General features: G+C 46.0%; 11 protein-coding genes. 4 read left to right on the top strand and 7 right to left on the bottom strand.

The window, feature by feature from the left end:
* Nucleotides 1-53 precede the first annotated feature (53 nt).
* Nucleotides 54-2,765, top strand: coding sequence for an MGH1-like glycoside hydrolase domain-containing protein (locus Pcarn_RS17080; RefSeq protein ID WP_261837132.1), 2,712 nt, complete (start codon nt 54-56; stop codon nt 2,763-2,765).
* Between the two features lie 545 nt (nt 2,766-3,310).
* Nucleotides 3,311-4,036 (top strand): hypothetical protein, encoded by a 726-nt coding sequence (locus Pcarn_RS17075; protein ID WP_261837131.1) that lies wholly within the window; start codon nt 3,311-3,313, stop codon nt 4,034-4,036.
* 373 nt (nt 4,037-4,409) lie between these two features.
* On the opposite strand, the gene Pcarn_RS17070 is transcribed toward Pcarn_RS17075, so the two are convergent.
* Complete coding sequence (locus tag Pcarn_RS17070) at nt 4,410-4,721, bottom strand: hypothetical protein (RefSeq protein ID WP_261837130.1); 312 nt, start codon at nt 4,719-4,721, stop codon at nt 4,410-4,412.
* Nucleotides 4,722-5,107: 386 nt separating this feature from the next.
* On the opposite strand from Pcarn_RS17070, the gene Pcarn_RS17065 reads away from it, so the two are divergent.
* Both Pcarn_RS17065 and Pcarn_RS17060 read left to right on the top strand, forming a co-directional pair.
* The gene (locus Pcarn_RS17065) at nt 5,108-6,850 is read left to right on the top strand and encodes a hypothetical protein (protein WP_261837129.1); all 1,743 of its coding nucleotides are present in this window, start codon (nt 5,108-5,110) and stop codon (nt 6,848-6,850) included.
* A gap of 238 nt (nt 6,851-7,088) precedes the next feature.
* A complete protein-coding gene (locus tag Pcarn_RS17060; protein WP_261837128.1) occupies nt 7,089-8,780 on the top strand; it encodes a DUF4041 domain-containing protein in 1,692 nt (563 codons plus the stop codon).
* Nucleotides 8,781-9,095: 315 nt separating this feature from the next.
* On the opposite strand, the gene Pcarn_RS17055 is transcribed toward Pcarn_RS17060, so the two are convergent.
* From Pcarn_RS17055 to Pcarn_RS17030, 6 genes are all read right to left on the bottom strand, one after another.
* The gene (locus tag Pcarn_RS17055; RefSeq protein ID WP_261837127.1) at nt 9,096-13,595 is read right to left on the bottom strand and encodes a phosphodiester glycosidase family protein; all 4,500 of its coding nucleotides are present in this window, start codon (nt 13,593-13,595) and stop codon (nt 9,096-9,098) included.
* A 232-nt stretch (nt 13,596-13,827) separates the two neighbouring features.
* On the bottom strand, nt 13,828-14,658 hold the full coding sequence (locus Pcarn_RS17050; protein WP_261837126.1) for an alpha/beta hydrolase: 831 nt from the start codon (nt 14,656-14,658) through the stop codon (nt 13,828-13,830).
* Nucleotides 14,659-14,668: 10 nt separating this feature from the next.
* On the bottom strand, nt 14,669-15,373 hold the full coding sequence (locus tag Pcarn_RS17045) for a ChbG/HpnK family deacetylase (RefSeq protein ID WP_261837125.1): 705 nt from the start codon (nt 15,371-15,373) through the stop codon (nt 14,669-14,671).
* Between the two features lie 18 nt (nt 15,374-15,391).
* A complete protein-coding gene (locus tag Pcarn_RS17040) occupies nt 15,392-16,036 on the bottom strand; it encodes a polysaccharide deacetylase family protein (RefSeq protein WP_261837124.1) in 645 nt (214 codons plus the stop codon).
* 59 nt (nt 16,037-16,095) lie between these two features.
* Nucleotides 16,096-18,828 (bottom strand): MGH1-like glycoside hydrolase domain-containing protein, encoded by a 2,733-nt coding sequence (locus tag Pcarn_RS17035; protein ID WP_261837123.1) that lies wholly within the window; start codon nt 18,826-18,828, stop codon nt 16,096-16,098.
* An 88-nt stretch (nt 18,829-18,916) separates the two neighbouring features.
* Entirely contained in the window at nt 18,917-20,587 is a 1,671-nt protein-coding gene (locus Pcarn_RS17030; protein ID WP_261837122.1) for an AGE family epimerase/isomerase, read from the bottom strand.
* Nucleotides 20,588-20,599: the final 12 nt, after the last annotated feature.

The raw sequence follows: 20,599 nt of genomic DNA, 5'->3' as shown, positions 1-20,599 counted from the left end.
ATTAATGTTGGCCTTATTAGTGTCAACCAATTTGGCAATCTTGGAGTTGTACAATGCCATTTATCAAAAAGAATCAAGATTTGAGCCTGCCAGACTGGGGCCCATACTCAAAGAACTATGCCGGTGTTGCTCACGTAGCAAATAATGATCGAGGCCTACGCTTCGATGTCACCGTCATGCCAGGTCACTTCCGCCGTCAAATGATAGTGCCTAACGAAAAATGGGCCTCTGCATTCCATGCTTGGGAAGCGTCACCAAATCACGAATACTATTCATACCGTTATGAGATTGAATGGAAAGATCAGGTTTACTGCGATGTTTCAGTGTCTGCGGCGGGTGAAGATTGTCGCCTGATTCGCTGTGACTATAGAAACAACACAGACGTGACTCAAAACCTTAACCTGCATCTAGCGGCAAACCTTAACTATCCTCTGATGCCAACCAGCATGGGTGATCACGATATCGAGATGCAGCTTGTTGAGCCATACCTGCCAACTGACGCTATCTATCTGGATGCGGTTGATTACCAAGAGCTGAAATTTGCCACCATGCGTCGCACAGACCACAACACAGAGGATGGCTTAAAGCGCGCTGAGTTTCGTGGACACAACCTAGTGGGCGGCAGCGGTATCGGCACCGGATTTGGCGCAGAAAAAGGTGATTGGGTCAGCTATCAGGTTGATGCCAATGACAAATCATTCAGCAATGCCGTGGCACTGATTCGCTATTCAAGCCAAGCGGCGGCCTCATTTGATCTCTCTGGAGATCTTTCAGGCACTGTGGAGCTTACCGCAACGGACGATGAGTTTGCACTGGCAGAACTGCCACTAGGAGCACTGAGCTCAAATCTCGAGTTCACCCTAACCTCAGCTACCGAACAAGAGGTAGTATTCGACTCAATTGTTGTTGTTGAAAAGGAACAAGTAGCCCAAGTAAGCTTCCCACAAGAGGCCAAGAATTACACTCCAGAGATAGAGTACATAGGGGACTATGGCGTTATCCTAAAATATGAAGATTCAGATAACTTCTACGGTATTACCTGGAAGCATGACAGCTGCTGGCTACGTCAGATCTTCAGCAGCGAGCTTGATCGCTCATTACGCCTGTTTGTGCCAAATACCTATCAGTCTATTATCCAAGGCGATCAACAGGGTCATTTCCTTAATGCCTTTATGCGTCCTATCAACGTGGATAGCCATACCTCAAAAGTAATCTACTCGCAGGTATCTTCGGGGAACCGTGAAAAGGTATTGGCCGATATCAATCGCTTTATCCAATCTAATGATGAACAGCTAGAGACTGTCTACCATAGTGCACGTGAAACTCGCGTACGCATGAACACCATGCCTAGCGGTGAGACCTATGAGTTCAGTCAAGAAAGAATGGCGGCCACCGAGATCCTGAATGTGGTCTATCCGGTTTATACTCGTCGCCAATACATCAAGCACAACACCCCAGGTAAATGGTGGGATTGCCTATACACTTGGGACTCTGGCTTCATCGGTATGGCACTGATGGATTATGACGTGGAGCGCGCGAAAGAGACGTTGCGCACCTATCTGACCCCTGAGGGGGATACCCACTCCGCTTATATCAGCCATGGTAGCCCTATTCCTATCCAGATCTACCTTCTGCAAGAGATCTGGAATAAGACGGGTGATCTGGAGTTCTTAAAAGAGGTGTATGGCAGCGTTAAACAGTTCTACGCTTATCTGGCAGGTCATGGCGAAGGCTCAGCCACCAACAACCTTCAATCAAATATCCTACGTACTTGGGACATTTTCCCATGGGATACCGGCGGCTGGGATGACTATCCAGCCCAGCATAGAGTCATTCATGATGAGAGTACGGACTTAAGAGAGACCGTTGCGTGCTCGTGCAACTCGGCTTACACCATACGTGCGGCGCGCATCCTAAAAGACATTGCTAAAACCCTTGAACTGGATGCCGATGTGGCCGCTTATGACCAAGACATTGAACTGTTTAGTCAAGCGCTACAAGAGCACGCTTGGGATCCTAAATCTCAGTACTTTAGCTATGTGCTGCACAACGAAGAAGGAAAACCAACGGGTCACCTGCACACAGACGATGGCATCAACTACAACATGGGTATGGACGGCGTTATGCCTGTTATTGCCGGTGTGTGTGATGAAGAACAGCAGCAGCTATTCCTGTCTCGCCTAAAATCGAGTGAGCACTTCTGGACACCTATTGGTATTACCCTAGTCGATCGCCAAGCCCCTTATTACAAGCCAGATGGCTACTGTAACGGCGCGGTGTGGATGCCACATCAGTGGTTCTTCTGGAAGACCGCCCTTGATCTAGGTGATGTTGAGCTCGCCCATCGTATCGGCCGCACTGCACTGGATCTTTGGAAGAAAGAAGTGGAAACCTCTTACTTCTGTTTCGAGCACTTCATCGTTCAGTCTGAGCGTGGTGCGGGTTGGCATCAGTTCAGTGGCCTTACTTCTCCAGTAGTAAACTGGTTTAACTCCTACCATGTGCTGGGTAAGCTCACCACTGGCTTCGATACTTGGGTAGAGAAACAAGAGTGGGATGCAGACTACACCAAACTGGATGCGACCATTCGCGTAAGTGCCAATGCCAAACAGAGTATCGTATTGGTCAACCTTGATGAGCGCTATGAGTATCAAGCGACCTGGAATCAAGCTCCTATCGAAATCACCAAGCTCGACTCTGGTACCTTACAGGTGCTATTGCCAAGCAAGGCTGAAGCAGGCGAACTTGCTATCGCTAGAGCCTAACGGTACATAGAACGAGAAAATACTGAATATTGAAGGAGCTCATTGCGAGCTCCTTTTTTATGAGCTTAGGTTTGAAGTTTGTACTTTATATTTGCGAACAGGGAGTATTGGCTAGCTTGTTTATGCCCAATTATGTTTAAGGTCCTTTTTCTGCACAACATTCTGCATGTCGTTTCACTTATTTTCACTTATGCCAACACCTCCAATTCTGCGGACAAATTTGTTTGGCACTGTGCACTCTGGCATGCAATTCTTGTAAATTTATACAGTTTATTGGGGCTAGATTTGGTTGTATATGAAGAATGACTTTTTTCCGAGATCCCAATCTCGTTTGCGGATAGAAAATTTAATAAATTATTGTTATTAATAGGATTAACACTATTCTTCCTAAGATAACACGCTCGCTCGTTTTTATGTAAAGACAGAATACGAAATATGAATTATATACAATATATTTCATTGGTTTATGGCACCTTGAATGAAAGCTAGGCAATAGAAAAACGAGCTGTTCTGTTATTAACAATGTTAGGTAAAAGGAAGATAAAATGGATTTTACTGTAGAATTTATATTGATCGGTATTACTCTCGCTATGGCTGTGCTAGGGACATTCTCTAATCCTAGTAGTGGTACGAAGCTGACCATAATTGCTTTGGCAGTTTTGACTTCGATAGCTACCGGCTACAAAACATACTCAAATGCGGAGGAGAACAGAATAAATAAGAGGTTGATCATTACTCTCGTTCAGTCAAGTAATCAACCGGTATATTTTTCACACGATATAGTTAAAGAACTGTCATCTGTTCTAGAAAATACAAATCAGTATGTGTCTGGGCTGACACTTTTTGAAGATACTGGTGAGCGTATATTTCATTTGGAAAATAATCAAACAATGAATGCATCCGGCCTAATATACATATCAAAAAAAGCCATGAACCCAGTATATTATGCTTATGCGACTGAACAAAGTATCAAACTTGAACTCGAAAAAATAGTAGCGAGTCCATGGACAGACTGTGAACTTCACTGGAATCAATGTATCAATGAGCTATCTGCTATTTCCAAGCTGGCTTTGGAAATTGGACCATATGAAGTTTCAGAAACGACTTCTAGTTTAGATTCGGAAACCTTAACTTTTGAAATAGAATCAGTCCAAGGCTTAAAGATAGTTTTAAATCGAAACTTTATCGAGGAGCTTTATGGTCTCAATCCAGCCGAGAGAGGTTTGAAGATTTTAACTGAGGGGCAAAATTACGTAGTTGAAAATTTATAGCCCAACAAAAAATTTTAGAGCGATTTCGTAACGTGTGCCGTTTTTCGCTTCGCTCAAAGTATGGCACACTTTACTCCACACCTTAATGCGGCGTTGTATTATTTGGTGGATTATGGACAATTTATTTTCTCACTATCCTAAAGAGTTAAAAACTGATGGTTTCTTAGTTTGGTTGATTCTTGAAATGAAAGACAATAATAATTAAATACTTACATTCTTTAATATGTTTAGGTTTGTGCTCTAGACAAGCTAGTGGAGCAAGAGATTAAAGAACAGGCACCAAAGAAGGAACCCTATTCACATAACATAAGCCGTTATTTGGTACTTTTGGTGTATGTTCTGCATCTTTTGCCATATTCAAAGTCTTAAAATACTAATTACGGCAGTCCCACTTGGTAACGGCATGCGCACCTACCAATTGACGCTCGACATTTAGCACTTGAGCATCAACGAGCTCAAGGTTCCATGCACTGAGGACATTACAAAAGCGCACATCAAGCTCTCCCTTTGAGATAGTTGCCGCGAACCACTCATCCGAGTCTTTGGCAATGACCATGACTTCATATTTTGCAAACGCATCTGTAACGCTCACTTGGTGCAAAGTGACTATTTCAGGCTCAACGCCTTCACCTGCAGTTACTCCAAAAGATAGCGCCAGTAATAACACCGCTACATATTTAAACACAACAGAATTCTCCACTTATTAACCACAGCGTGAACTATATATGAAGCCTAAATTTCGCTGGGAATAACCGATATCTCATAGCTATTGGAACCCAAGAATCTGCGGTTAATCTTCTCACCTGAACGGCATATCAACTCGGCCGCCGTTAGAAACAAGCTCTATATCCTTACCCACCGCACCACAACGCAGTGTTTTGGGCTCTTCCTGAAATCGCTTTTATTTAGCATTAGTGGGGGCGGCGGTGTCATTCCAAAAAGATTGAGAAAAGATTGAAGGACAGGCACCAAATAGGGAATCAGATTCCTCACTTGGCGGAAACTGATAAGTGGTTTTGCCCCATTGACCCATATACTTACGTCATTGTTGATAGTGTTGAGGGTGCCTAAGTGCAGTACATAATTGCCATTGTTCTAGTTATTGTATTCTTCCGTTCAGAAACGGGTCAAAATGTAATTGAGTTTGGTCAGACTCTACTTGAAATCGGTTTTTGGGTGGGGCTAGCAGGTCTAATCATGTGGGGTATTGGTAAATTATTCCTTGAAGACCACTCGCCAAACATCAAAAGTGAGCGTCGGCCGAACAAAAGAGTGAAGGCAATGTCGAGCGAAGAGATTGAGCACCACGCTGAGGTCAGGGCGAATGCGATGAAAAAGCCGACCCGACCCGTCTCTAAAGTTGAACCTCAAAAGCCTTCACCCAGATCGACTCCAAGTAGCAAAACAGACGTGAAGGCAGTTTCATCAAACCTTCAACCAAAACAGGCTAAAAAGGCAAAGTCATCATCAGCTAACCGCCAAATAACAGCAGACACCTACTCAAAGATAGAGAGTGACAAAGCATTCTTTAAGAGCAAGTCTGGTCAATCTTCCATTAAAAACACAAGTGAGCGCTACAACAATGGTCGTCTGAGCGCTTTAGAGGCTGACCTTGGCTATTGGGAGGAGTTGCTTTTAATGACCGACGAACAGCTAGCGGGCGGGTATGGTTACCAACGTGCGTTTGTTAAGCAAAAGCGAAGTGACCTATTGGCACAAGTAAAAGTGATGGGTGGCTTTAGTGATGAATTTAAACGCCTCAGAGAAGAGATGCATCGTGAAGCAAATGGGGCGCATGAGAAAGCTTCTCATAGTTCATACAGCATCCAGAAACCTGCTGTGAATGAGCTAGAAATCTGTGACACAGAAATTGATTATGATGAGGAATATGTAGACCCGAGAGAAACAATGTCTCTGGAGGAGCTTCATGAACTTCGCATGGCTGAAATAGAAAAGTTTAAAACAGCCATCATCGACATTTACCAAGATAAAGTGTCGCCTCAGTCTATCTTTATGTCCGATCTTGAAGATTTCGCCCGAGACTCGGAGGCTAACTTAGAGATTGCGATCACCCCAATATATATGGCTGTATTACTGGCGCAAAAGTATGCCTGCTACCAATTGCTCGCTAATAAGTGCGATTGGATTGTAGATAGCTACAAGAAGTTGTATAGCCATTCAGATAGAACTGAGTGGGATGAGTTTCTAGAAACTGAGTTCAAGGAAGAACTGGGGTCACTTGCTGAAGATGACGTGGAAGAAATGTTGCTTCAAGCCACTGAGTTTGATGAAGATATTATTTGGGACCTGCTTTATGACGAAGATGAGGACGAAGACGGCAATGAGGAAGTTTGCTTCTGGGATACTATCTACCACACCTTGATTTACACAAATGACATCCTAACTAACCTTATTCAAGTCAACCATCTCGCCTCGGAGCATCGCTATAGCTATGACCCAGAGGAAGACGGTGAGTTTAAGAACTTCCTGACTAAAATTGTTGATATGCACGCTGAGGGTTGGAGTGTTGATAGAGAAGATCACTCTGACCCAGAGCTAATTAAGCTCAACCACGCGTCTGGCAAGATCGCGGTCGCTCAGATTTATGAAATTGATGGTGAAATCCCAGAGTCGGCATTCATGTATGCTGATATGTCTAAGTCTGCGTTAGATGGTGACTATGGATTATTAGTGACTCGAAGTGGAACATTTAATGCCAGATCCCACCAAGATTGGAAAGCGAAAGGCGTATTGGGTTCGAGCTACTTGAGTTTGGTGGAGAACCTGAGCCTATTGGCGGAAGCTGAAGCGTAATCTAAACGCGTGTGCCTATGGTTGGTATTTACTAGGCCGACATCACAGAAACGAATGTCGGCCTTTTTAGTACAGGTTGAGGCTCTCAGTACTATTGTGGTTTTGGTTCATCCAACCTTGGTAGTTCTTTTTATTTTCCAGTGAACTGCAAGATACTTTCAATTGGCGTGAACTGATCAGTGATTTTTTAGGTTTTACTTTAAAATTATCCGCAACAACATCTGCACGGGTAATCAATATGTCTCCACTTCATTTTGCTCTAATAGGGCTTTCTCTAGTATCGATATTGCTGCTAGTAGTCCTCTTTTTCGCACATTCGAAACAGAAAGCTTTAACGAAGACCCTTGCGTCACAGCAGAGCAACCTCGATGAACTGAACACTAAGTACAGCCACATAGTTGACGCTCAAGCCGAAGCAGATTCAATTATCTCTGAAGCAGAGACGCGACTAATCTCAATCAAGGCTGAGCAAAAGGCGGTTGTAGAGTTGGCGACTCAGGAGCGCGACGAGCTTGCTAGGGAACAAGAGATCTTAAAAGCGACTTTCGACGAAGATATGAGAAAAGAGAAGGCTCGCAACAAATCTGAGCAGGAGACTCTTACTCAGACGGAGTCGAAGAAGCGAGAAGCTCTAAAATCCGCCATGAAGAATGAGTACAAAGTGGCTATGGAAAGACTGCAAAAAGACAGTGACCGTAAGACCAATGAGATTGCCAAACGCACGAGAGACCTTGAGGCAAAGCATCAAGAACAAAAAGAAGAGTTGGATAGAAAGCTTAGTCAGTTGGAGTTTCGCTTTGGCAAGCGCAAAGAAGAATATGATGAGTTGTACAAAGCGTTTGCTGTCTATAACGAAGATGTCGAGTTGGCGGAGCTTGGTTTCTATAAAGCGCAGTATGACTATGACGACAGTGAGTCATATAAACGTGCTATCGATAAAGTGAAAGAACAGCAAAAGTCGTTGGTTCGTCTCAAGAACAACAAAAACGGTGCGTTCTATTGCCCTACAGAATGGACAGTCGGTGATTCGAGAACCGAGGGGCGTAAGATGACGGAACGTAGCATCCGCCTAACGTCTCGAGCATTCAACAACGAATGTGATGCGGCAATTGCGAAGTGTACGTGGAAGAACGTACTTCGCATGGAAGAGCGTATCAAGCGTGCTTTCGATTCGATAAATAAAGTAAATGAGTCGAACCACATTTCAATCACTAAGCAGTACCTAGAGCTGAAGTTAAAAGAGCTGAAGCTAACTCACGAGTACAAAGAAAAGAAGCAACGTGAGAAAGAAGAGCAGGCAGAAATCCGCGAGCAAATGCGTGAAGAGCAGAAGATTGAGCAAGAGATCAAGCGTATTGAGAAAGAAGCCGAAGAGGAAGAGAAGCGTTATAGTGAGGCTCTTGAGCAGGCTAAGAACGAGCTCTTAAGCGTTGAGGGTGAGAAGCGCAACAAACTTGAAGACAAGATTATTCAGTTACGAGAGGCTCTACAGAAGGCGGAAGAGAAACATCAGCGTGCAGAATCAATGGCTCAACAGACTAGGCAAGGTCATGTATACGTAATATCAAACGTAGGTTCGTTTGGTGAGAATGTTTATAAAATTGGTATGACTCGTCGACTAGAGCCAATGGATCGTGTGAAAGAGCTTGGTGACGCATCAGTGCCGTTCACCTTCGACGTGCACGCGATGATTCATACCGATGATGCGCCTGCACTAGAGAAGAAGCTGCATGACGTATTTGACGAGCGTCGTGTCAATGCGATTAACCGTCGCAAAGAGTTTTTTGAAGTGACTTTGGATGAAATTAAAAAAGCCGTTCAAGGTAACTTCAAGGGTGAAGTCGAATTCACTGAAACTGCGCTCGCGAGAGATTATTACGAAACCAAAGCGATGCGTGATCAGAAGGATAAGTTATTTAAAGTAGCTTAATACTGAAAAACTAGGGAAACAGAAATGAGTAATAACTGTAATGTAAAAACCTTTTTAGCACGAGCATCTTTGATGGGGTGCGACTGCCGACACGTTTGAGATAAACAAATAGTGTGTTTTTGCCCAATTACGTGTTTGAGCTTGACACCAAAAAGTCATGAAACAAGCTTTTATTCCAAAAGAAACGCCTCAGCAGATGCAGAGATACCATGTACTAAGGCGTTTGAGTGCTTCTGCTAGATAAAAACCACAGCAAAGCGCAATGGTCTGGCACAAGGGCTCTTCTTTGACTATTGCCCCTGTGCCAGCTCGCTATCAATTGTTGAGCAGTACCTTGCTATCGATTAGCACACCGTTGATGTTGCGAGACTCAAGGGTCAGCTCTTCACCATGGATATGCAGAGTGGTAAAGGTATGCACATCATCGTCATACAACACCTCAGCGATTGGCACTATGCCGTCTTGACCCGCATCATAGAACTTCATTGAAGCAGAACCTGCTATCAGATAGTTCACTCCTTCAGTATTGGGCTTGCCATCTTCAACCGCAACACTGCGAGAGTAGATGTGGTCATGGCCTGACAGTACAAGGTCGACCCCCGCTGCATCCGCAGCCTGTGGTAGATACTGATTCACCATATCGTTCCCCGAATTCGGGTTGGCGTTATACGGTGGACGATGCAACATCACTAGCTTCCATGGCTTGTCAGAGCCGTGCATATCATTCACTAACCAGTCGGTCATGATACGCCACTCTTCATCGGTAAAGAGCTCGGTATTCAACACTGCGATATGGGCATTGCCGTAATCAAAGCTATACACAGATTTCTGGTTCGGATAGCCAAAAGGCCCGTTCTGCGGTGTGTTGAAGATAGCTTCGAATTTCTCACGCCCTTCGTTATACACCTCATGGTTGCCCACTGTAGGAACGAATAGTTTCGACGCTAAGCGACCTTCACCAGAAATCGCATCGAAGAACTGACGCACTAATTGGTAGTCACTCATATCTTCAGTGAAGTCACCCACATGCATGATAAGATCCGTATCTGGCAGTTGGCTCTCCATTTTATCAAACAGTTCTGTCACCAAAGGTGCGCCATGATTAATACTGCCATCACCGGTTGTTTGAGTGTCGCCGTACAGCATGATACGCACATCATCGTCTTGATCATCGGTGGTAAAGCTATAGGTTTCGCTTAGCTTCCCTTGATGACCCACTCGATACTGATACTGAGTACCAGGCTGAAGATCTGTCAGCAGTGCATGATGAACACGAACCACCCCTGGCTCCTCACCGTAGAAAAACGGTAGGATTTCAGATGAGGTTACAGGAGCTGTTTGGTTCAATCCGTCAGAGCCATAAAAAGCTACCGTATCTTCCACCGTCGAGGCAGTAAACCAAGTCACGTTCACCTCACTCACATCCCGACCTGGGGTAATAAACACTTGGCTCGGTAAGTTCGTTAACTGCTCTTCCAGTGACATTAAGGTGGACATCAACGAGGCACCTTCATCATCATAAGCTCTAAAATAGACCTCTCGGCTTGGGCCTACGTCCACCTCTTGAAACAGCACTCGCCCTGTATGATCCGTAGTGCCCAACTGACGTACATCTGAGACTTCATCGGTTTCAATGTTGTAAAGGAAAGTTTCTACATCAACCCCGCGGGCAGGTTTACCTTGTGCATCGGTAACCAGTAACCACTTCTCCTGACCTTTAATGGTATGGTCGGTGATCAGCATGTATTTGCCGCCTACATCTTGCTTGATGAGCGGATGATAATAGGCCTCACCGTCGAGGGCACCACTCACGCCCAAGGATATCGCGCTGTTCTGAACATAGTCGTCGACAGTCAGCTCCACACGAGCCAGTGTCTCAGAGCTTTCGTCCATACCTGTAAAGGTGCCCTTCCAGTAACCTGTTTCCTCTACAACATCAGTAGGTAAAACATCCTCAGGCTGAACATTAATCTGCGACTTAGTGGCATCATAAGTAAGCTCCAACACAAAAGTACCTAGCGCTTCACCCTTGGTCACTTTTACTGGGAAATCAAAGGTGCCCGATGGATAGATGAGTTCATGTTCCGATTCGACGTAAATACGCGCTTCATCAGTCACTACATCAAATAGCGTATCTCCCGCAGAGACATTACCATTCTTATCAAATGCTCGATATTCCACCTTGTGCCAGCCATCAGCCAAGCCATTGGCATCAAACCAGACCGCATCAATATTATTGGTTTGCAGCGAACCGCTAACGTCTTCACCATCAAGGATCAGCTCGGTACGCTCAAAGTCCACCTCAGAATCGTCAAAAAGCTGCAGGCGAACCGAAACCTCTTGGCTGTCGACCGTCTCTTCATCGGCAGGGGTTACCGTAACACTTGGCCCAGTTAGGTCAGTATCACTGCTGTAAATGGTGGTAAAGTTATCCAGCACAACATGCGAATCAATTCGGCTAGCCGTCTCCAATACCAAGAAACGGAAAGGTTCATCCATTCTCAACGGCGGAGCATAACCTTCTGGTATCTGAGCTTGCATAAAGTGCCAGCCCTTCTCCGGCAAGCTATCACCCTCATTGTTATAGTCGATGCCAATTGCAGTGCCTGCATTGTCAACTAGAGAGCCTCGTACCCACCACTCTTTTCCAGCCAGTTCCTCTGGAATATAGACGTTCACACCCAGTGCTTGTGGATAGCCAATAAGCTCTTGCTGCGCCTCATCGACGACATAAGCACCAAATGTGCCGGGCTGGGCAGGATCCGTGACCCAACTTAGCTTTAACGACGTGCTACCCTCAAACACATTTTCATTCTCTGGCTCTATATTAACCTCTTGATATCTAGAGCCACTCGCAACATACCCATCCACTCCGGTCTCAAAATCATCGACCACCTCTGGTGGTACACCTATTTTGATCAGAACACTCGCTTGCTTATCTTGATATTTCACGGTCGCTTCAACCTCTGCGCCCTGAACATCGTTGGCATGGAACACACCGGTTTCAGGATCGATCTGGCCAAACTCATCGCTACTTAACTGATATTCAAGTTGGTCTGGGGTGTAGGTCACTTGCTCATCATCAGAGATCAGGGTTGGTAGCAACGTAACTTCACCACCGGCATCCACTGTTACCTCAACAAGGTCAAATAGCAAAGCGTCGATACGGTCCACAACCTCAACCTGAGCAAAGCCTTGCAGATCCCCCACGTTGACACCCACATAACCTTCAGCCGCCTGTTTCGATGCAGTAAAGGCACCTGAGTCCATGTCAATTCGACCAATATCAATCGAGCTAATTCCAAACTCTTTATCCACTTCACTGCCTGCCAGTGTTGAGCCATCATAGCCAATCGCCATAAAACTCTCGTACACTGAACCGGCCAATATGGTCATGGTTCTTGGATAAATAGCCACATCATCTGGGTAAGTCGCTTTGTCTTTATCAAGAGTAAGAGCCAGCTTATTGGCAACCTCGCGCTCACTACCATCAGCAGGGACATTGATCACATGGTTCTGTTTTTGTCCCGGCATTCTTGCCACCAGCGTCGTCGAGCCCCCTCCATCTAGGTTCACCGCTTCCACTGCACCATAACCCAGCATGATCTGTCCAAGTTTCTTTAAGGTAACCCCATCGGTGGCGGATCCAACAGGCTTGTCCACAGTCAAGAAGAAGGACGAACCATCGCCTTTGATTCCAAATGCGGTGCGACTGCTCAGCGCCTCCTCATCAACAGCTCCCTCTGACAACTCTCCCTCTTTCACCAGCAAGTGCGCTTTGTTACCTGCACCGATGGCGTGCTTAACATCAGCCCAAGCAGGGTCTTGGGTGACAAACCTAGCTTCAAATAGGTCGCCTGCTGCTATGTTCGTCTCATCTGGGTTAAACACCACAAGGGCATAACCAGACGGGATAACATAACTGTTGTCGCCGCGAACAAGCTCGGTGACCTCACCGGTTAAAGGGGCGAACTGTACTTGGGCCGAATCGTCACTATTTGCCACAACGGTTATACCGTTCACTTCAGGTTTCACCAACGCCCCGGTCAAACTCGACAGGTCCACGCTCCCACGATAGCTATCTCCAGGATAGATGGTCACAGAACCCGCATCAGGTGTCTCTGAGGTAAAGGCTTTACTGATGTGCTCCTGCTTGTCGAAATAGTGAACCGCTTTAACTCGGTCAAACTCTCCACCATTGAGAGCCCAAACTAGCTCAAAATAGGGAGACGCTTCCATGATGTCTATTTCGCCATCTTGTTTGACTACGATAGCCGCTTCACTGTTGGTGTCCCAACCTGTGTAATTGACACCATCTCGGGTGTAGATACCTAGGTTCCATCCGTCATAGGTATCGTAAAAGTCTCCGTTCACCGCACCGATAACATTGATGCCCTTATCAAGCTCCTTATTCGCCGACGCACTGGTTGTTTGCATAGAGAATTGACCTGTCGAGCGCTCAATAGGCAGGAGGTCTAGACCGTTTCCAGTCAAGAACTCCATCGACATGATGGCCGAGCCTTTAGTGTGATTAAGTTCACCACGAGTCAGCTTCAAATCCGAGTTGATGTGATATTCGTTGTAGTCGGATATTTCGGTAGATTCCTGCTCACTGTCCGCGCCAGTGGTTCCATCAACCACAGGTGGATCAACAGGCAGAAACTGTTCTTCGATATCGTCCGGAGGTGTAATGATGTTAACGCCAAAGTCGTTGTCGCCATTACCTGTTGTATTGTTGTCAGAAGAGTCATCACAGCCCATCAAAGCGAGCGTCAGCATGACTGCTACTGGAGAGAATTTAAACTTAGTTATCATTGTTCATCCATAGAACCGTTGCAAAATTATTAACTTAAACTGCTTGTAACAAATTAAGCGGCAACACGATAAGCTGAGTTTCTTACAGTAAAAAGAAGGTTAGTTTAAACTTATATACAGGCTATTTGACCGTAAATAGTGAGTAAATCGGCGAAGTTAAGACAAACAAAAACCTCCTGCTACCCACAAGGCAAATAACAGGAGGTCTAGAACGCAAACTTGCGATAAGGCCTTAATCGGCGTAGAAGTGCTCAAGCATTTCAGGAAAACGCCTGCCCCAGGCATCACCGTCGTGCTTATCTCCTTCGCCAATAATGTACTTAAGGTCCAGTAAAGGCTTCTCACTCAAAACAGCGTTGAGTTTTTCCGCACCCGCCAGATAGATCTTCTCGAACTCGAGAGTGTGGTCACTGGTTTCATCTGTACCCATATCCAGATAAATCTGCGTTGGCTGTTGCGGTTCAGCCTTACTCAGATAAGCCAACATTTCTTGTTCGTTAAACCACAACGCAGGCGAAAAGACACCGGCTTTAGAAAAGGTGTTCGGATGTTCCAATGCTGCATACAAGCTGATGTATCCACCCATAGAGCTGCCGGCAATCGCGGTGAATTCTCGCTGGGACTGGGTACGGTAGTTGGCATCAATATAAGGCTTAAGCTCGTTGACGATAAACTCCACATACGCCTTACCCTGTCCACCGGACTGCTTAACCGCAGGATCCCAGCTAGGCAGCTCAAAGGCCTGATCCATAGGCCATGGCGAGTATTCGTACATTCGACACAAACCGTTATGTTCCGTGCCATTGTCAATTCCCACTAGGATCACACCGCTTTGGTCATCAAAGAAGTGGTCTAGGCTGGAGTGCACATGCCAGTTACGTCCACCAAAGGCATTTTCGCCATCAAATATGGTCTGCCCATCATGCATATAGATCACGGGATAAGAACGATTAGACTCCGTATACCCCTTTGGCAGATAGACCTGAACCCGTCTAGTACGACCTAGCTGCGCCATGGGAAAGGCCTCTAGAGTGATCAGGCGAGATAAATCTAACTCTTGCATATCTACCTCACTAGATGTCGTAGTAGGTGATAAGCTCAGCCTCATTAAAGCACTGGCCTGTCATCAGGTTATCAAACTCTGTGCCCCCTTGCTCAGTGCCAAAGGTGGCATGGATCATCACCTCATTAACCCCATCGATAAGGAACTTATTCGTTTCAGTTGGCACCCCAAAGATAAGATTATTTGGGGTCTTCACGCCAAGTGCCTGATATAAGTTTTGAGTCTGTTCTAGGTTTTCACTTTTTAGATAAAAGTCGTCGAAAAATCGACATTTAAGAACGTTATAGCCCAGCATTATGGGTAATAAGATATCCCTAATTTCAGGGAAAAGGTGGATATTGTGATGCCCATCTAGATGCGAGATTGGCACATTATAATTGGCAAAGGTTTTAAATTGTTGCTCGATATCCAAGCGAATATCAGTGCGCTTCTCTTCAATGATCTCGCGATACTCTTCAATAATGTGCTCTTCGTCTCTTCCCCATAGGCCGAGAGCATCAAATTGAAAATAATCACTCAGATCAAGATGAAGACCAAAGCTCACGTTTTTCTTACACTGCTGGGCAAATAAAAGTGCGTCTTGGGCGCTCTGTGCATTTCGATTCACCAGAATTGAGGCACTAGAAACCTTATCGTTATCTATCAGTTCCTTGACGTACTTATTGTATTCTTCGCATACCCCAAAATCATCTACATTTATTATTACTTTTTTCATATTTCGGATACTTATTATTTAGTAGAGGTTAAAGACCGAATCCCACTCAGAATCTTCGTCTTCCGTTATTCTTTTGATTTTTTCTTCAAAATCAAGCCACATAGCGTCATTTTTCATTTCGTAGGTATGCCCCCAGAAATAAAACACGCCCTCTTCCTTGGCCTTCTCATACAGGTCCCAAAAATCAGGGTCTAAGAAATGACAGTTAGGTTTTAGTAAAAACTTATCATCGCCAAATTGTTGAGAATCTTGTCGTTCAGTTGTTCGTGCATAGGTATGACCGCATTGCGCCACTATATCCCTAACCTTTTCATCCGCACCACCGAAGGGGTAGCAAAATCCTTTTATTTCTCGGCCGAATATATATTCAAGCACGCGCTTATTCTCAGATATCTGATAATAAGCGTCCTCTTCTGAAAGGGTGGTTAGGTTTGGGTGAGATAATGAGTGATTGGCAATATCGAAACCTGTATATACGTCTCGAAGCTCACCTCTGGCAAGGGCAACAACATCCGTGCCTTCATAACACCATAACGCTTGTCTCGAAGTCTGGTTCAATCCGGCACTTATATTAAATGTCGCTTTCGCATCATATTTCTTGAGAATATCAATCAGTTGTATATCGCTAACTAATCCATCATCCCAACACTGTACAACTTTCATAATTTTTCCAACTAACGATGATGGCCCAGTGAGAATAAATTCCCACTGGGCCCTTTATATTAAGAACGTGTTTTCACTATCAATTGTCCTTGTTCAGCGCCTTGTGGCAGGCTGAGCTGCAAGGTGCCACTCTCAAGAACCGCGAGAGGAATATCATCACCATTCCATGTTGCCTGATACTCTTGATCCTCTTTTAGGTTGAGCAGAAGCGTGGCACTTTGTGGTTTAGCATTTAGCGCCAGTTCCGCTTCAAAGTAGCTGCAATCGTCGTTCTGGGTCTGAGTCTTAACCCAGACATCAAAGCCCGCACTCAGCTTACCTAGCTTGTGATACGCCGAGTACCACGCCACCACAGGTGAAGATAGGCCACCAAACTGATGCCAACCCGCACCTCTTTGAGACTCAACGATAAAGTGTTCAAAACAGTAATATGAATTTTCCACTTCTTTCTTCCATAGATTCAAGGCGGTGCTCGCAATCTTGTGCGCAAGTTCAACCTCTCCAAGATCCAAGGCCGTTTTCCAGAAGAACCATTGGTGTGGCATCCATACAGCCCCGTTCCAATAACCATCTGCCTTGTAATAAGGCGCCGATTTATCTACGGACGTGATGCCTATGTCGGTCCAGAAGTTGTCTTGGGATTGCAGTCTTTCTAGGAACTGAGCTTGTTGTTCTTCGCTACACGTACCCGCCATCAGTGGCATTACACCATCTAAGCCCATGTTGTAGTTAGTGCCATCAGTGTGACGCAGCGGCCCGGTCGGATTGCCCCGCTCATCGTGAGTCACGTAGCTAAAATAGCCCACCTCTTCGTCCCAAGCATGAACCTGAAGTGCCTCAGAGAACTTCTCCACATCTTCTTGATACAGGGCTAAATCACTCTCTAGGCCTAGCTCTTGAGCTGCCATGGCAAGGATCTTAGCGCCACGAATCATATAGGCGGTATTCGCGGTCGGAACAACTGTATCGAACAACTCATTATGAATAGTATGCAGTTGTGGTGGATAATCATCCCAGCCACCTGAGTCCCAACGGTACACATCCCAGGTTCTCACCATACGAGATTTCATATTGGTGGTGTTTGAACCCTCACTGCGACCCGCTAGGAAGAGGTAGTAATGTTTCAGGCTCGCGTACACTTGTTTTAAGAAGTCACGGTCACTGGTCTTGTTCCAAATCTCTTGAAACTGGAAGAACTGAGTTGGGATAGGACTGCCGTGGGCAACCCAAGCACAGTGAGTGTCGTTCTCTGGTACCAGATAGGTATTCAGGTTATCGATGGAACGGTCTACGTCATACTCAAGCAGCGCCATGCCCATGAAACCAGAATCCCAAGTGTACAGAGAATCCCACCACTTACCCGGTGTGTTGTGGCGAATATATTGCTTACGGGTATAAACCGGGTAAACGATATTCAAAAGCTCAGTAGCCGCCATTCTCTCTTGGCTAAATCGATAGGTTTCGCCACTGTTTAACACTTTAGGCTTCACGCGCTTATCACGAGCGGCCTGATATACCTCTTCCAGTGCTTGCTCTTCTGCTGCTAGGAAGGCCTGAATGTCTTGGGTAACCTTCTCCCTCTCACCACAAGAAACTTGCGAGTAAACCACCTTGGAGCCATTCGGGTTAACCATCACAGGACGCATAAAGGCGTTGGTAAAGTGGCCTAGCTCTTCCGCCTCTTCATCGGCAATGCCCTCATAGTTATAAGGAACCAACACGCTTGCATAGTTGTTCGGCACATACAGACGCAAGGTGCTGTCTAGCTCGTTACTGAATACCTCGCGCACCCAGCTATTTTCGTGACGCCATGCCAGTGCATAGTAGTAGTCTGAATCTTCGTACTTCAGAATCACTGCGTTATCGGCAACCTGCTCAATACTTGGTTTGTGATGACGAACCTCATCCTCAAACACTACCTCGCTTGATGCTTGGCTATCGCACACCACCAAACCATCCAGAGTAAGCGCTCCCTCACCGGTCGCACACAGGGTCAGGGTATTGTCACCTGCATCCAATGCGCCTAGAGGCACGCTGACCAAAGTGAACTTGCCCTTGGTATCTGGCAGCTCTATGGCAGCAGAAGCGTCGCCGCTCAAATTGAATCGACTCGCTGTGCCTTTAGCGGCATAACGAACCACCAGTGTTGCCTCTGAGATAGCACTATCTAGAGTAAACTTGTATGTCGCGATATCACCCTCATGGGCACCAAAGCCGCCACCTACTGCGCTGCCGCCAACCACGCCGTGAACCCGTACCTCACCACGCAAACGACCATCTTCGGTATTGATGTCCTTCATCTCTGGCTTAGCGAATGTCAGGTCACTGTATTCGATAGCATCAAGCCAAACAGCGCCTTTAGGCAGCGACACCTTAGCCATGTTCAGTTCAACATCAGGCTGACCCGGCAACGCAGGGAAGTTCAGGTTTGCCGCCAAATGCAGCATCAGGTTCTGCATCTCATCGGTGTTATTCACGTATTCTGCACGGATCAGGCGCGCGTTATCACCCGCTTCCGACACCGATACGTCACAATAAAGCTTGTCCTTCCACTCAATCTCATAGCGGTAGGAATAGTACTCTAGATACGGTGAGGCTTCCCACGCATGATGGGCCGATGCCCATTTTTCATTGGGTACCAACATCTGGCGACGGTAGTGGCCAGGTAAAATAGAAACATCAAAGCGCAGGCCGCGCTCAGGGTTTGCGATGTGAGCAACACCCGCGTACTTCTTTGAGTAAGGCCCCCAATCAGGAAGATTAAGGTCATGATTCTTTTCAATAAACGCCATAGGAAATCCTAAAAATCTGGGTTCGGTTCAAATCAGAGGTCATCCAACCCTGTGGGACCCTCAGGGGAGTCCCACAGGTCTTGCTGGATTATTTGATTTCGTAACCCGTTTCTGTCTTGAATACGCGTGCGTTGAAGCCTTCGCCATTGTTGAATGCATAGTTGTGGCCAGCAATTGCAGGCCATACCGCCATCACCGACAGTTTCTCATCACCGATATTCACTAGGCGATGCGCCACATGGCCTGTGATGTAGTTAACGCTACCCGGATACACGTCTTGATAGGTAACCTCGCCTGCCTCATCTTGAAGTAGCAGTAGACCGTTACCTGCAATACCGAAATAGTATTCCGCTTGCTCTTCGACCTTATGGATGTGACCACGAGTGATATGGAACTCATTACCCACCGTACCCGGTTCGATATGAGACACACCAAAGTGCAACTCACCATTTTTCTCTTCAGCCGCCACCATTTCTACGTTATAGATAACCTTGTTCGGATCGAGCTTGGCGAACGCCTCAGTATCACTAAAGATGCCCTCTAGAGAAGACAAGATAGTGCTCTTTGCAATCACGTTTTCACCGTCGATCTTGCCGGTAACGAAATTAAATGAAGGGATGGTTTCTTTTTTCATGCTATTGCTCAATCTTAATAATTCTGTAAATGCCACATAGATGTGATAGAAGGTGCTCGCCGGTGCGGTCTTAGAGACATGTGCTCCATGCTCATCCACCTGATCAACCCAACCGCCAGGGAAAGCAGGGGCAAAATAGACATCAAAGATGCGATTCACTGCACCCTCGATTTCAGGGATATAAGACTCATCTTGAGTCTGCTCAAACAGGGCAATCTGAGCTTTTAGGTATTCAGTTTGGCACCATAGACGAGAGGTGTTGCGATACTCACTCCAATCTTGATGCATCTCATCACGCACTAATCCATTCGCATTTTGACCGTTAGGCTTAACGAAAGACTCAAGTGCCTTCATCTGATGGCCAAGAGACTTGCCCGACAGGTGTGCATAGTGGTTCAGTAGCCAGATCCACTCATAGTGGTGACCCGGGTCGATATGCTGACAGGCTGGATGAGAGGTGCCCATCTCCATATCGAAGAACTCGCGCATCTTGTCATCTTCTAGGAAGTAGTTATTAAACAGTTGGTAGATCTCTTCTGCACGCGCTAACCATTTGCTGTCTTGAGTCACCTCATAGCATGACATTAAGGCCTCAAACAGATGCATGTGCGGGTTCTGAGATTTGAACTCACGCTCGGTGCGTGAATAGAAAAGGCCCAGATTTTGCTCATCTTTGAGTACGGTGTTAATCCAGTTATAGGTATTCTCCATCTGCTCTAGAGAGGCTGCGCTACCTGATACCTTGTAGTGCCACGCATAGGCAAGCAGCGCGAACGCATGCTCATAAGCATTTACATCATCTTTCGCGTTCTCTTCACTGTTGATGCAGAAAATGAACTCACCTGCATCATTCTTGAATTGGTCGAAGCCTTTAGCGATAGCGGTATCCGCTGCCTTGGCTTGGTTAAATAGACCTAGTTGCTCAGCGTGAGCGAATACGAAAGCCTGACGAGCTTGCACGCGAAAGCGGTTACGAGAAGCCAGGGATTCACCCGTTTTGTACTCAAACTCTTCGGCAAAAATGCCGGTTGACGAATCAAAGCCACGCTCAGACCAGAACGGCAGCGCCTGTTCGGTTAACCAAGAGCGGCATTTTTTAGCCAGTTGTGAAATTGTAGTGTTCATGATGATTTATCC

Origin of the sequence: Vibrio ishigakensis (genome assembly GCF_024347675.1) — a bacterium.
GTDB classification, from domain to species: Bacteria; Pseudomonadota; Gammaproteobacteria; order Enterobacterales; family Vibrionaceae; genus Vibrio; species Vibrio ishigakensis.
Note: the sequence above shows the minus strand (reverse complement) of the source record. Positions and strands in the feature narration are given on the sequence as shown.